Genomic DNA, 13525 nt, shown 5'->3' with positions numbered 1-13525 from the left:
TTAAGAATAAGTAAATATGATGAAAACAGTTACAATCGACCTCCAAATCGCCAGTGAAGATCAAAGCAATCTTCCGACACTTGAACAATTTACTTTATGGGCGACAAATGCCGTTCGGGCGGAACATTTTGAGCCTGAAATTACGATCCGTATTGTTGACGAGGCGGAAAGTCATGAGTTGAATTTTACTTATCGCGGTAAAGATCGCCCGACAAATGTGTTGTCTTTCCCTTTTGAATGCCCTGAAGAAGTGGAACTGCCGCTGTTGGGCGATTTGGTTATCTGCCGCCAAGTGGTGGAGCGGGAAGCGCAGGAGCAGGGTAAACCCTTAACGGCGCATTGGGCGCACATGGTGGTGCATGGTAGTCTGCATTTACTGGGTTATGATCATATTGAAGATGATGAAGCCGTTGAAATGGAGAGCCTGGAAACGGAAATTATGACAGGATTGGGGTTTGAAGATCCTTATTCGTACGATGAAGAATAATGTTAGCCGAACGACGTCTGGAACTTTATTTCGCTGAAAACCCACCGCACTTTTTTGATGAAATGGCGAAAAGTGCGGTTATTTTATCGCCCGAAAACTTTCACAACGCAAAAAATTTATTGGGGCGGGAATTCGATCAAATTTTATTTGACGGCAGAACCTCATTAAATTTAGATGCGCTGGCAATTGCCGCCGGGACTTTGCGGGCAGGCGGAAGGCTGCTGCTATGGCTGGATAAAAACCCTCATGTCGATCCGGACAGCCTACGATGGTCGGGGGCGGAACAAGCCGTCGAAACGCCGAATTTTTACGCTCATTTTAACCGGTTATTACAAGTATACGGTTGTGATAACGGTATTCAGGCTCAAAATAACCAATCTGTTTCCACTCAAAAAACAAACATTGCTTCAACAGCCACGGCGGAACAGCAACAAATCATCAGACAAATTCTGCAAGCGGATTCCGATATTTTTATCCTCACAGCAAAACGCGGGCGGGGAAAATCCGCTCTGGCGGGATTGCTGGCTAAGGAATTACGCAATTCGGCGCAATATCACAAGAAACCGTTTAACGTATATTTGACCGCACCCAATAAAAGTGCGGTCGAAACTTTACAACTTTTTGCCGGTGAAAAAATTACCTTTATCGCGCCCGATGAACTTTGCCGGCGGATTGGGCAAAATGCCCGGCAATTTTCGCAGGATTGGCTACTGATTGATGAAGCGGCAATGATCCCGCTTGAGTTGTTATTTCAACTCACCTCAACTTTTAAGCATATTCTTTGTTGCACGACAATTCATAGTTATGAAGGCACCGGGCGTGGCTTTCTGCTCAAGTTTTTGCCTAATTTACACCGCAGTTTTCAACAGTTTGAACTTATCCGCCCTCTGCGTTGGGCTGAAAATGATAAATTGGAAAAATTTATTGAGGAATTGCTCATGCTAGAGGCGGAAGACCGTCTTATTCAACCGCCTTACAGCATTAAAAGTGCGGTCAAAATCCGGCAAATTTCGCAAAACGAACTGGTGGAACATATTACGGATTTTTACGGTTTACTCACTTTAGCTCATTACCGTACTTCGCCATTAGATTTGCGTCGTTTGTTTGATGCGGTTAAACAACATTTTCTTATTGCCGAATGGGAGTGCTATTTGCTGGCTGGAGTTTGGGCGCTCGAGGAGGGCGGATTTTCCGATAAAGCCTTGATTCGGGCAATTTGTCGGGGCGAACGTCGTCCGAAAGGCAATCTGGTGGCGCAAAGCCTGGCGTTTAACTGTAATTTGCCCGAGGCTTGTGCGCTGAAATCATTGCGCATTTCCCGCATTGCGGTGCAACCCGATTGGCAGGGGCGTGGCTTAGGGTTGCAATTAGTGGAAAAACTGGCGCAAACCGCGCAGGCGGATTTTCTCTCCGTAAGCTTCGGTTATAACGAAGAACTGGCTCATTTTTGGCAAAAGTGCGGTTTTATTTTAGTCAATATTGGTGAATATAAAGAGGCGACCAGCGGTTGCTATTCGGCAATTGCATTGCGTCCTTTAACGGCGGCGGGCGAAGATTTGGTCAAGCGGGCGCAGCAATATTTCCGGCGTAATCTGGCATTTACTTTTCATCCTTTACATGACAAATTATCGGTAGAAAAATCATCAGCGGAAAAAATAACGCAATTGAACGGGCAGGATTTCGGTATATTGGAAAATTTCGCCGATTATCACCGCACTTTTTATTCATCTCAAGGCGCGATTTACCGTTTATTCATCCGTTTGGGTGCAGATACCAGCCCCCATGTTGGATAAGCTGTTTAACAGCCGAACGATTGAACGGACCAAGGGTAAAAAATATTGGTTGAAACAATACCGGCAGGAAGTCAAAAGATTACTCAAGTTACTTGAAAAGGAGAGTCCTGATGAAAAATGAAAACATAAAAGAAAAAAACGGTTGGTTTAAGCGGGTAATTGAAAAATATAATCGGTTCTGTAAAGACTTTGGTTATGATCAGGCTACCTGTCGCAGCTGCGGCGTACCAGAAATTAAGGCGGATGAAAATGGCAATCTGCTGAAAAAAGAACCAAAAAATAAAAAATAATGTGAAACTTATCACGATTTAGTAAACCGTTTGCGTAAAAAGTTAAAATTTCGTTTACAATTCTCACCGCTTACGTACAATACGTGCGTTTTTATCTTACATTTTTATAGGTACTATTATGTTGTGGTTCTTGTTATGTGTGGCAATTTTGCTATTAGGTTATTTTATCTACGGTAAAATTGTCGAAAAAATCTTTGTTATCAATCCTGATCGTAAAACGCCGGCTTATTCCTTAAGAGACGGAGTGGATTACGTGCCGATGACCAAGAAAAAAATCTGGTTAATCCAATTATTGAATATTGCCGGTACGGGTCCGATTTTCGGTCCGATTTTAGGTGCGCTATACGGGCCGGTGGCGATGCTCTGGATCGTATTCGGTTGCGTATTTGCCGGTGCGGTGCACGATTATTTCAGCGGTATGTTGAGTATTCGTAACGGCGGGGCGAACGTGCCGTATTTAGCGGGTAAATATTTAGGTCGCCCGGCTAAACATTTTATGAATATTATTGCTATTTTATTATTGTTATTAGTGGGTGTGGTATTCGTAGCAAGCCCAGCGTCACTGTTAACCAATATTACCAGCGATTTAATGAATTCGGGTTCTGTCGGCGCGGCGGCCGTAAATGATGAAGCGGGTGCGGCAAAAGGCAATATTCTGATTATGTGGACTGCTGTAATTTTCATTTATTACATTATCGCCACATTAGTACCAATTGATAAAATTATAGGTCGTATTTATCCGTTCTTCGGTGCCTTATTGTTGTTTATGACCTGCGGTATGTTATTCGGTCTTTTCTTTGAAGGCATTCCGTTCTTCAGAACACTCGGCGGCGATATCAGCTTAGCGGATTTTTTCACTAATATGCATCCGAAAAATGCGCCGATTTGGCCGTTGCTGTTCATTACCATTGCCTGTGGTGCGATTTCCGGTTTCCATGCAACCCAATCTCCGTTAATGGCGCGTTGTACTGAGAACGAAAGAGAAGGACGTTTCATTTTCTACGGCGCAATGATCGGTGAGGGTATCATTGCATTAATCTGGTGTATGGTGGGATTAAGTTTCTACAACGATCAGGCTGGACTTGCCGAAGCAATCCAAATCGGTACACCGTCTAAAGTGGTTTATGATGCCGCAATCGGTATGTTAGGCGTGTTTGGCGGTATTTTAGCAGTATTGGGCGTGGTGGTATTACCTATTACTTCCGGTGATACGGCATTCCGTGCTGCGCGTTTATTAATTGCGGATTTCTTTAAATATGATCAACGTAATCTTACTAAACGTTTGACTATTGCACTTCCGTTATTCGCTATCGGCTTCTGGGTTTCAACCATTGACTTCTCCGTTTTATGGCGTTATTTCGGTTGGGCGAACCAAACCACTGCAATGGTAATGTTATGGACTGCGGCGGCATATTTATTCCGTCATCAAAAATTCCACTGGGTATGTACGATTCCTGCGGTGTTTATGACTCTGGTTTGTTCAACATTCTTACTCAACGCACCAATCGGTTTCGGCTTGGATTACCAACTTTCCGTATGGTTAGGCGGTGCGGTAACGGCGGTAGCGGTTATTGCTTTCTTCATGTTGCTAAAACCGATTTCTGCAGATGAACAAGATTAATTAAAAAATCTGTCTTTTTAGACCGCACTTTATAGGATTTATAAAGTGCGGTTTTTTTTATCTTTACCTTCCTTTACTAAATTATGCCTCAAAACAGCTTGCAACTTAGTCAAACAAATAATACACTTTATAAAAAAAGTGGGGAAAAGTGGAGTTTTGTGGAGAAAATTGGATTTTTCGGTCAAAACTTTATTATTCCTAATAAATTAAAAAGGAAACCTTATGTTTCGTGGCGCTCAGGCAATAAATTTAGATACGAAAGGAAGAATTGCGATTCCTACCCGTTATCGTCCTGAGCTATTGGCTGAAAATCAGGGGCAGTTAATTTGTACCGTAGATATTCGTCAGCCCTGTTTACTACTTTACCCGTTAAAAGAATGGGAAATTATTGAGCAAAAACTTTGTCAGTTAGCCAATTTCGATCCGGCGCAGCGCAGTGTTCAACGAGTGATGTCCGGATATGCAACGGAATGCGAATTAGATAGCGCAGGTCGGATTTTATTAAGCGCCCCGTTACGCCAGCGCGCAAAATTAGAAAAAACAATTATGCTGGTCGGGCAGTTAAATAAATTTGAAATTTGGTCTGAAACCGAATGGCAAGCACAAATCGAGCGGGATCTGGAATTAGGTCTTAGCGGCGAATTGGCTACTTCGGACGCATTAAAAATGCTGTCATTATAAAAGAAAATTATTTTCTTAAAAAAGAACAGCAGCACTAGCAAGATAGGGCGGTGTACATAAGTACACCGCATTATCTCTTATAAAAATTTCTTTTCTTTTCATTTACTTTATTTGGGTTAGTTTATGAGCGAACAAAATACCTTTTCATCACCTGAACATATCACCGTGCTATTGCATGAGGCGGTGGATGGCTTGGCTTTGAAAGATAAAGGTATTTATATCGACGGTACTTTCGGCCGCGGCGGTCATTCCCGTTTGATCCTCTCTAAATTAACCGAAAACGGTCGACTTATTGCTATAGATCGAGACCCTCGAGCCATTGCGGCAGCCGAAGAAATTCAAGATTCCCGCTTTCATATAGAACATAATAGCTTTTCTGCAATTCCCTACATTTGTGAAAAATTAGGCTTGGTTGGGAAAATTGACGGTATTTTATTGGATCTCGGTGTGTCATCCCCCCAACTTGATGATGCCGAACGGGGTTTCAGTTTTATGAAGGACGGCCCCTTAGATATGCGCATGGATACTTCTAAAGGCTTATCTGCGGCGCAGTGGTTGCAGCAGGTAACGGAAGAGGATCTTGCTTGGGTACTGAAAACCTTTGGTGAAGAACGCTTTGCCAAGCGTATTGCTCATGCAATTGTTAACTATAATAAAAGTGCGGTACAAAACGGCACGGAACCTTTAACCCGAACTTTACCTTTAGCTGAATTAATCGCGCAAGCCGTGCCTTTCAAGGATAAACACAAACATCCTGCAACCCGTAGTTTTCAAGCCATTCGTATTTTTATTAATTCGGAATTAGACGAACTGGAAAGCGTGCTTCATTCCGCCTTGACGGTATTAGCGCCTGAAGGCCGTTTGTCTGTCATTAGTTTCCATTCTTTAGAAGACCGTATGGTAAAACACTTTATGCGAAAACAAAGTAAAGGTGAAAGTATCCCCAAAGGACTGCCGTTGCGGGAAGATCAAATTAATCGTAATCGGACATTAAAAGTGATTGGAAAAGCTATTCAGCCTAAAGAGTCGGAGGTTTTTGCTAATCCTCGTTCCAGAAGTGCCGTATTACGCGTGGCGGAGAGAATCGGATAATGTTAGAAAACAGCGAAAGATACCCATTACAAAACATTGTCGTCGATGATCTTTTTTCCGCAAATAAGTTAGTGGTTGCGCTTTTAATTGCCATTGTGATGACTGCGGTAACCACCGTATGGGTGACTCATAAAACCCGTACTTTAACGTCGGAAAAGGGCGAGCTGGTTTTTGAAAAGCAAGCTTTAGAAAACGAATATTTGAATTTGAAGTTAGAAGAAACGACGCAAAGTGACAATACCCGAATTGAAGCCATTGCAACGGTGAAATTGGGTATGAAACACATAGATAGCGAACATGAAGTGGTTATTTTAGAGTAATTTAATATTATGGTGAAATTTAACACATCCAGAAAAGCGTCAGCCAAGCCGAAAAAAAGCGTAAAGAAAAATATTATGCCGAATACGGCAGTGAAGCTGAACAAACCTAAAATCATTTATGAAACGAGCTTTTTAAGCGGGCGTTTTCAGGTTGCCGTCTGTCTTATTATTGTTTGCCTGTTGGCTTTAGTAGCGCGCGCGGCTTATATTCAGATTATTAACGTTGATACGCTTACCAATGAAGCCGACAAACGTTCTCTCCGAACTCAGGAAATTCAATCCGTGCGCGGTTCCATTTTAGACCGTAACGGACAACTTCTCTCCGTTAGCGTACCGATGCATTCGGTTGTGGCGGATCCGAAATTCGTCTTAGATGAAAACTCATTAGCGGATAAAGACCGCTGGAAAGCTTTAGCGGATACTATCGGCGTACCCTATAAAGATTTGGTTAAACGCATTGAAAAAAATCCAAGATCCCGCTTTGAATATTTTGCCCGTCAGGTTCCGCCCAGCGTTGCGGATTATGTGAAAAAATTGAGAATCACCGGAGTCGTATTGAAAAGCGATTCCCGTCGTTTTTATCCTCGTGCTGAAGAAACCGCACATTTGCTGGGTTTTACCGATATTGATAATAACGGAATTGAGGGTATTGAAAAAAGTTTTAATTCATTATTAATCGGCAAATCGGGTTCCCGAACTTATCGTAAAGATAAATATGGCAATATTGTTGAAGATATTTCGGATGTGAAAAAATACGACGCTCATGATGTAACTTTGAGTATTGATGAAAAACTACAATCTATGGTTTATCGTGAAATCAAAAAAGCCGTAGCGGAAAATAATGCGGAATCCGGTACTGCGGTTTTGGTGGATATCCGTACCGGTGAAGTATTGGCAATGGTTAATGCGCCTTCTTATAATCCGAACAAACGTAACGGCGTATCGGAAGATTTAATGCGTAACCGCGCGGTGACCGATACCTTTGAACCGGGTTCGACCATTAAACCTTTTGTTGTGTTAACCGCATTGCAACGAGGAGCGGTACGTCGTAACGAAATTATTAATACCGGTCCGTTGGTGTTAAACGGTCATGAAATCAAAGACGTTGCGCCGCGTAATCAACAAACTTTAGATGAAATTTTAGAAAATTCATCAAACCGCGGGGTAAGCCGTCTTGCCTTACGTATGCCGCCTTCCGCATTGATGGAAACTTATCAGAATGCAGGCTTGGGAAAAGCGACGGATTTAGGCTTAGGCGGCGAACAGGCTGGGTTCTTAAATGCAAACCGCAAGCGTTGGTCCGATATCGAACGAGCTAACGTCGCTTACGGTTATGGTATTAACGCAACCCCGCTGCAAATTGCCCGCGCTTATATTACATTGGGCAGCTTTGGTATTTATCGCCCGCTCTCCATTACTAAAGTTGATCCGCCGGTCATCGGCAACCGTGTATTTTCCGAAAAAATTACCCGCGATGTGGTGAATATGATGGAAAAAGTAGCGATTAAAAATAAACGCGCATTGGTTGACGGTTATCGTGTGGCGATTAAAACCGGTACGGCAAAAAAATTGGAAAACGGACGCTATGTTGATAAATATATGGCTTATACCGCAGGGATTGCGCCGGTTTCCGATCCCCGTTTTGCCCTGATTATCTTAATTAATGATCCGAAAGCCGGACAATATTACGGCGGCGCGGTTTCCGCACCTGTATTTTCCAGCATTATGGGGTATACTTTGCGGGCGAATAATATTACCCCGGATGGCGTGCCTGCCACAGATAAAACGGCTGCGCGAACTATTCGTTTAAATAATAAATTAAGTCAAAAAATGAATGGCGAAACTATGCGAAAACAGGCTAATTAATAATTAATGAAGAGATAAAAAATTATGCGAAAATTGACCGCACTTTTCGGCAGGGATGACCGATTTGATGCTATTAAACTGAACCGGATGACCCTGGACAGCCGTTCCGTAAGGACTGGCTGTCTTTTCGTTGCTATAAAAGGCCATTCCGTTGACGGACGTCAATTCATTCCCCAGGCTATTTCAGCAGGAGCGTCAGCCGTATTAAAGGAATGCGATAACGCTGATGAGCATTTGCAGGTTTCGGAACAAAATCAAATTCCTGTCATTTCTTATTATCACTTATCGGAACATTTATCCGACATCGCCGATCAGTTTTATAAAGCGCCTTCCCAACATTTAACTCTGGTCGGTGTTACCGGCACCAACGGCAAAACCACGGTTTCACAGCTGTTGGCGCAATGGGCTCAACTTTTAGGGCGAAAGCCGGCGGTGATGGGAACTATTGGCAACGGCTTATTCGGCGCACTGAAACCCGCAGCGAATACCACCGGTTCCGCCATTGAAGTGCAATCTTCCTTAGCTGATTTTGTTCAACAAGGCGCTGATTTTGCCGCCATTGAAGTATCTTCTCACGGGCTGGTTCAACATCGCATAGAAGCCTTACATTTTGCGGCGGGCATTTTTACTAATTTAAGTCGCGATCATCTTGATTATCACCACAGTATGGAAAATTATGCGTCGGCGAAAAAACGCTTATTTTCCGAATTATCATGCCAACAAAAAATTATCAATGCAGATGATGAAATTGGCGTTCAATGGTTACGGGAATTGCCCGATGCTGTTGCGGTAAGCTGCAATCCGGCTTATCAGCCGACACAAGAAAATTGGCTAAAAGTGACCGCAGTTTCGTTTAACAGCCAAGGCGCAACCATTACGTTTAATTCAAGCTGGGGTGGCGCTATTTTAACCAGCCGTTTAATTGGTGCGTTTAATGTCAGCAATTTAATGTTAGTATTAGCAACTTTGTTGTCATTAGGTTATTCGTTGGATGAGCTGTTAAAAACGGTTTCGCAATTAACCGGCGTGTGCGGTCGAATGGAAATGCTTCATGCCGCCCATAAACCGACGGTAATTGTCGATTATGCCCATACTCCCGACGCTTTGGAAAAAGCGTTGCAAGCCGCCCGAGCGCATTGTACCGGGCGGTTGTGGTGTGTATTCGGTTGCGGTGGTGACAGAGATAGGGGCAAACGTCCTTTAATGGCACAAGTTGCCGAACGTTTTGCTGATTATGTGATTGTGACGGATGATAATCCCCGTACGGAAGACCGTCATCAAATCGTGCAAGACATTGTTGCCGGGTTTAAACGGCCGGAATCGGTCAACATTGTATATGATCGCGAGCAAGCAATTAGAACCGCCGTTCAAAGTGCGGTCGAAAATGATGTAATTTTAATCGCGGGCAAGGGGCACGAGGATTATCAGATTATTGGTCACACCAAACATCATTTTTCCGACCAGGAAGCGGTGAAAAAATATTTAGGTTAAAATTTCACAAATTTTGACCGCACTTTTAATTAACTTTCCTTTACAAATAAGAAGAATAATATGATTAAATTAAACGTAAAAAAAATTGCACAAATTCTAAAAGCTAAATTAATCGGTGAGGAAACGCTTACTATTGAAAGCGTGAGTACGGATACGCGCCGGAAAATGCCGAACGGTTTATTTTTTGCTTTAAAAGGGGAAAAGTTCGATGGTCATAATTATTTGGCCGAAGCCGTCGCACAAGGCTGCACGGCGGTTGTGGTGGATCATCCTTGCGAAATAGATGTACCGCAACTTGTGGTGAAAGATACCCGTTTAGCGTTAGGACGTTTAGCGGCATGGCTAAGAAGGGAACTTGAACCTTTAACGGTGGCGATTACCGGTTCTTGCGGCAAAACCACCGTAAAAGAAATGACGGCGGCAATTTTGCAGCGAACCGCCGGTGATGATGAGGCGGTTTTATTTACCGAAGGCAATTTTAATAATGATATCGGTGTGCCGCTCACATTATTGCGTTTAACGGAAAAACACGAATATGCGGTTATTGAATTAGGTGCAAATCATGCCGGAGAAATTGCTTATACCGCGCATTTGACTATGCCTGATGTCGCGTTAGTGAACAATGTTTCCGCTGCACATTTGGAAGGTTTTGGCAGTGTTGAAGGGGTTGCGCAGGCTAAAGGTGAAATTTACAGCGGTTTAACGCCGGACGGTGTGGCGATTCTCAACCTTGACAGCAATTATGCGCATTATTGGGGCGGAGATATAAACGACCGCGAATTTGAGTCCTTTGCTTATGATCATGTGGGTGCCGATTATTATGCGGAAAAGATTATGCTTTCGGAATACGGTTCTCGCTTTACTTTAAATACGCCGAAAGGCGCCATTAAAATCGAGTTGCCTTACCTGGGCAAACACAATGTTGCCAATGCGGTGGCGGCAAGCGCTCTGGCAATGAATGTAGGGGCAAGTTTAGAAGACATAAAGCGAGGCTTGGAAAACCCGTCACACGTGAAAGGGCGCTTGTTCCCGATTCAATTGTCAACTAATTTATTATTATTGGATGATACTTATAACGCTAATGTTGCTTCGGTAAAATCGGCAATCAGCGTGCTGTCTGACTATCGTGAAGCGTTCCGTATTTTTGCTTTCGGCGATATGGCGGAATTAGGCGATGAAACTATAAGTTGTCATCAGGAAGTAGCGGATTTCGCCAAAGCGGCCAATTTAGACCTGGTGGTGACTTATGGCAGCGAAAGCGCGGTGGTTTCCAAAGCTTGCGGCGGCGTACATTTCTCTAATAAAGAGGCGTTAATCGCCAGTCTTAAAGAAATAATCAGTCATCAATTGAAAGAAAATGAAGATATTGTGTTATTAGCGAAAGGATCTCGTTCTATGAAAATGGAAGACGTTATTAATTCATTGAAGGATCGCTTCTTATGTTAGTTTGGTTTGCTAAATTTTTAGAGCAATATTACTCGGGTTTTAATGTTGTTTCGTATCTGACATTTCGTTCCGTGCTGGCATTATTGACGGCGCTCTTGTTGTCATTATGGATTGGTCCGAAAATGATCCGTCGTTTGCAGATTTTTAAGTTCGGTCAGGAAGTGCGTAACGACGGGCCGGAAAGCCATTTTCAAAAACGCGGCACGCCGACGATGGGCGGTCTTATGATTTTGGCGACTATTACCGTCAGCACATTATTGTGGGGCGATTTATCTAATCCTTATATCTGGTTTAGTTTATTTGTGTTACTCGGTTACGGTGCTATCGGTTTTGTGGATGATTACCGAAAAATCAAATACAAAAATACGGACGGTTTAATCGCTCGCTGGAAATATTTTTGGTTGTCACTGGTATCGTTAATTGCCATTTTCGGCATGTATGCGTTAGGCAAGGATACTGACGCCACCCGTTTAGTGGTGCCGTTTTTTAAAGAAATAATGCCGCAGCTCGGTCTGTTTTATGTGGTTTTAGCTTATTTTGTAATCGTGGGGACCAGTAATGCGGTGAATTTAACCGACGGTTTAGACGGTTTAGCCATTATGCCTACAGTGTTTGTTGCAGGCGCTTTTGCGATTATTGCCTGGGCGACCGGTAACGTAGAAATTTCCAAATATCTTTATATTCCTTACATCAAATACACCTCCGAGTTGGTGATTTTCTGTACCGCCATTGTCGGTGCAGGTTTGGGTTTTTTATGGTTTAACACTTATCCCGCGCAGGTATTTATGGGCGATGTGGGTTCCCTTGCTTTAGGCGGTGCATTGGGTACGATTGCCGTATTAGTCCGTCAGGAATTTTTATTGGTCATCATGGGCGGCGTATTTGTAATGGAAACCGTCTCTGTTATTTTACAGGTCGGTTCTTATAAATTACGCAAAAAACGGATTTTCCGCATGGCGCCGATTCATCATCATTATGAATTAAAAGGCTGGCCGGAGCCGCGGGTAATTATCCGTTTTTGGATTATTTCATTAATGCTCGTATTGTTTGGATTGGTAACGCTGAAATTGCGTTAATCCGTCGGAGCTGAGAAGGCAGGTATAAAATGACAGATTATCAAGGCAAAAACATCACTGTTATCGGTTTAGGTAAAACAGGATTATCTTGTGTTGATTTTTTAACGGCGAAAAAAGCGAATGTTCGCGTAATTGATACGCGTAAAATCCCGGCCGGTGCGGAACAATTGGATAAATCCATTCCTTTGCATACAGGGAGCCTCAATCAGCAATGGTTGCTTGAAAGCGATATGATTGTAATCAGCCCGGGGCTTTCGGTAAAAACTGCCGAAATTCAGACCGCACTTTCTGCCGGCGTAGAAGTGGTCGGCGATATCGAATTGTTTTGTCGCGAAGCCGCTAAACCCGTTATTGCCATTACCGGCTCGAACGGAAAAAGTACGGTTACCGCGTTAGTAACTGAAATGGGCAAAGCCGCAGGGTTAAGTGTCGGCATGGGCGGCAATATCGGTATTCCGGCATTATCTCTGCTTAATGAAAATCATGATCTTTACGTGCTGGAGCTTTCCAGTTTCCAATTAGAAACGACTTATAGCTTAAAGGCAACGGCGGCGACCGTATTAAATGTAACTGAAGATCACATGAACCGTTATGCCGATTTAGAAGAATATCGCCAAGCTAAGCTCAATATTTATCATCATTGCCAAACTGCTGTTATTAACGGCGAAGATCCGTTAACGAAAGAAGACGATAAACAAAGTGCGCAGCAGCAAGTCAGTTTTGCCGAAAATAATGCGGATTATTGGCTGAAAACGGAAAACGGTAAAAAATATCTGATGGCAAAAGACAAGCTGATTTTAGCTTGTGATGAAATAAAATTAACCGGTCGTCATAACCACATGAATGCGCTGGCAGCCATTGCCTTGGCGCAAGCGGCGGGGATTAAAAATTCGGGAATTTTGACCGCACTTCGTACCTTTCCGGGCTTAGCACATCGTTTTCAGCTTGCTCATATGGCAAACGGCGTACGTTGGGTTAATGATTCCAAAGCGACAAATGTGGGAAGCACGGTAGCGGCGCTTACCGGCTTGCATATCGAAGGCAAATTACATTTATTATTGGGCGGTGACGGCAAAGGCGCCGATTTTTCGGAATTGGAAAAATTAATTAACAAGCCTGAGATTTTTTGTTATTGCTTCGGTCAGGACGGTGCGCATTTGGCAAAATTATCATCGCAAAGTCAATTATTTAACACGATGGAACAAGCCATTGAAACATTGCGTCCGACCTTAAAACCAGGTGATATGGTACTGTTATCGCCGGCTTGCGCAAGTTTGGATCAGTTTGCCTCTTTTGAAAAACGCGGTGAGGAATTCACCCGTTTAGCAAAGCTGAGCGTTGCTCAATAAAGTAGAAGTTATC

General features: G+C 43.2%; 12 protein-coding genes. All 12 read left to right on the top strand.

The window, feature by feature from the left end; genetic code table 11:
* Positions 1–19: 19 nt before the first annotated feature.
* A complete protein-coding gene (gene ybeY, locus MS_RS07675; RefSeq protein WP_041639908.1) occupies positions 20–487 on the top strand; it encodes an rRNA maturation RNase YbeY in 468 nt (155 codons plus the stop codon).
* Positions 487–2280: a GNAT family N-acetyltransferase gene (locus MS_RS07670; RefSeq protein WP_011200847.1), complete on the top strand. Its 1794-nt coding sequence runs from the start codon at positions 487–489 to the stop codon at positions 2278–2280. The genes ybeY and MS_RS07670 overlap by 1 nt, the downstream gene beginning before the upstream one ends.
* Before the next feature lie 110 nt (positions 2281–2390).
* Positions 2391–2570, top strand: a complete 180-nt coding sequence (locus MS_RS07665; protein WP_041639906.1) for a DUF5363 domain-containing protein — start codon at positions 2391–2393, stop codon at positions 2568–2570.
* A gap of 118 nt (positions 2571–2688) precedes the next feature.
* Positions 2689–4191 carry a carbon starvation CstA family protein gene (locus tag MS_RS07660; protein WP_011200845.1) on the top strand — a complete coding sequence of 501 codons (1503 nt, stop codon included), beginning with the start codon at positions 2689–2691 and terminating at the stop codon, positions 4189–4191.
* Positions 4192–4413: 222 nt separating this feature from the next.
* Positions 4414–4872: a division/cell wall cluster transcriptional repressor MraZ gene (mraZ, locus tag MS_RS07655; RefSeq protein ID WP_011200844.1), complete on the top strand. Its 459-nt coding sequence runs from the start codon at positions 4414–4416 to the stop codon at positions 4870–4872.
* 123 nt (positions 4873–4995) lie between these two features.
* The gene (rsmH, locus tag MS_RS07650) at positions 4996–5964 is read left to right on the top strand and encodes a 16S rRNA (cytosine(1402)-N(4))-methyltransferase RsmH (protein ID WP_011200843.1); all 969 of its coding nucleotides are present in this window, start codon (positions 4996–4998) and stop codon (positions 5962–5964) included.
* The gene (gene ftsL / locus MS_RS07645; protein ID WP_011200842.1) at positions 5964–6284 is read left to right on the top strand and encodes a cell division protein FtsL; all 321 of its coding nucleotides are present in this window, start codon (positions 5964–5966) and stop codon (positions 6282–6284) included. Before rsmH ends, ftsL begins: the two co-directional genes overlap by 1 nt.
* Before the next feature lie 9 nt (positions 6285–6293).
* Positions 6294–8150 (top strand): peptidoglycan glycosyltransferase FtsI, encoded by a 1857-nt coding sequence (ftsI, locus tag MS_RS07640; protein WP_011200841.1) that lies wholly within the window; start codon positions 6294–6296, stop codon positions 8148–8150.
* A gap of 24 nt (positions 8151–8174) precedes the next feature.
* Positions 8175–9641 (top strand): UDP-N-acetylmuramoyl-L-alanyl-D-glutamate--2,6-diaminopimelate ligase, encoded by a 1467-nt coding sequence (gene murE / locus MS_RS07635; protein ID WP_011200840.1) that lies wholly within the window; start codon positions 8175–8177, stop codon positions 9639–9641.
* Between the two features lie 60 nt (positions 9642–9701).
* Positions 9702–11087 (top strand): UDP-N-acetylmuramoyl-tripeptide--D-alanyl-D-alanine ligase, encoded by a 1386-nt coding sequence (murF, locus tag MS_RS07630; RefSeq protein ID WP_011200839.1) that lies wholly within the window; start codon positions 9702–9704, stop codon positions 11085–11087.
* A complete protein-coding gene (gene mraY / locus MS_RS07625; RefSeq protein WP_011200838.1) occupies positions 11081–12163 on the top strand; it encodes a phospho-N-acetylmuramoyl-pentapeptide-transferase in 1083 nt (360 codons plus the stop codon). Before murF ends, mraY begins: the two co-directional genes overlap by 7 nt.
* Before the next feature lie 29 nt (positions 12164–12192).
* Entirely contained in the window at positions 12193–13512 is a 1320-nt protein-coding gene (murD, locus tag MS_RS07620) for a UDP-N-acetylmuramoyl-L-alanine--D-glutamate ligase (RefSeq protein ID WP_011200837.1), read from the top strand.
* The last annotated feature ends 13 nt before the right edge of the window (positions 13513–13525 follow it).

The sequence above is a fragment of the [Mannheimia] succiniciproducens MBEL55E genome (genome assembly GCF_000007745.1).
In the GTDB taxonomy this organism is placed as follows: domain Bacteria; phylum Pseudomonadota; class Gammaproteobacteria; order Enterobacterales; family Pasteurellaceae; genus Basfia; species Basfia succiniciproducens.
This window is presented reverse-complemented; position numbering and strand designations above follow the sequence as displayed.

What these genes read in the sequence shown, in the direction of transcription:
- ftsI (WP_011200841.1), top strand. Translation starts at nt 6,294, where the DNA reads ATGGTGAAATTTAACACATCCAGAAAAGCGTCAGCCAAGCCGAAAAAA.
- MS_RS07660 (WP_011200845.1), top strand. Translation starts at nt 2,689, where the DNA reads ATGTTGTGGTTCTTGTTATGTGTGGCAATTTTGCTATTAGGTTATTTT.
- mraZ (WP_011200844.1), top strand. Translation starts at nt 4,414, where the DNA reads ATGTTTCGTGGCGCTCAGGCAATAAATTTAGATACGAAAGGAAGAATT.
- murF (WP_011200839.1), top strand. Translation starts at nt 9,702, where the DNA reads ATGATTAAATTAAACGTAAAAAAAATTGCACAAATTCTAAAAGCTAAA.
- rsmH (WP_011200843.1), top strand. Translation starts at nt 4,996, where the DNA reads ATGAGCGAACAAAATACCTTTTCATCACCTGAACATATCACCGTGCTA.
- murD (WP_011200837.1), top strand. Translation starts at nt 12,193, where the DNA reads ATGACAGATTATCAAGGCAAAAACATCACTGTTATCGGTTTAGGTAAA.
- MS_RS07670 (WP_011200847.1), top strand. Translation starts at nt 487, where the DNA reads ATGTTAGCCGAACGACGTCTGGAACTTTATTTCGCTGAAAACCCACCG.
- MS_RS07665 (WP_041639906.1), top strand. Translation starts at nt 2,391, where the DNA reads ATGAAAAATGAAAACATAAAAGAAAAAAACGGTTGGTTTAAGCGGGTA.
- murE (WP_011200840.1), top strand. Translation starts at nt 8,175, where the DNA reads ATGCGAAAATTGACCGCACTTTTCGGCAGGGATGACCGATTTGATGCT.
- mraY (WP_011200838.1), top strand. Translation starts at nt 11,081, where the DNA reads ATGTTAGTTTGGTTTGCTAAATTTTTAGAGCAATATTACTCGGGTTTT.
- ftsL (WP_011200842.1), top strand. Translation starts at nt 5,964, where the DNA reads ATGTTAGAAAACAGCGAAAGATACCCATTACAAAACATTGTCGTCGAT.
- ybeY (WP_041639908.1), top strand. Translation starts at nt 20, where the DNA reads ATGAAAACAGTTACAATCGACCTCCAAATCGCCAGTGAAGATCAAAGC.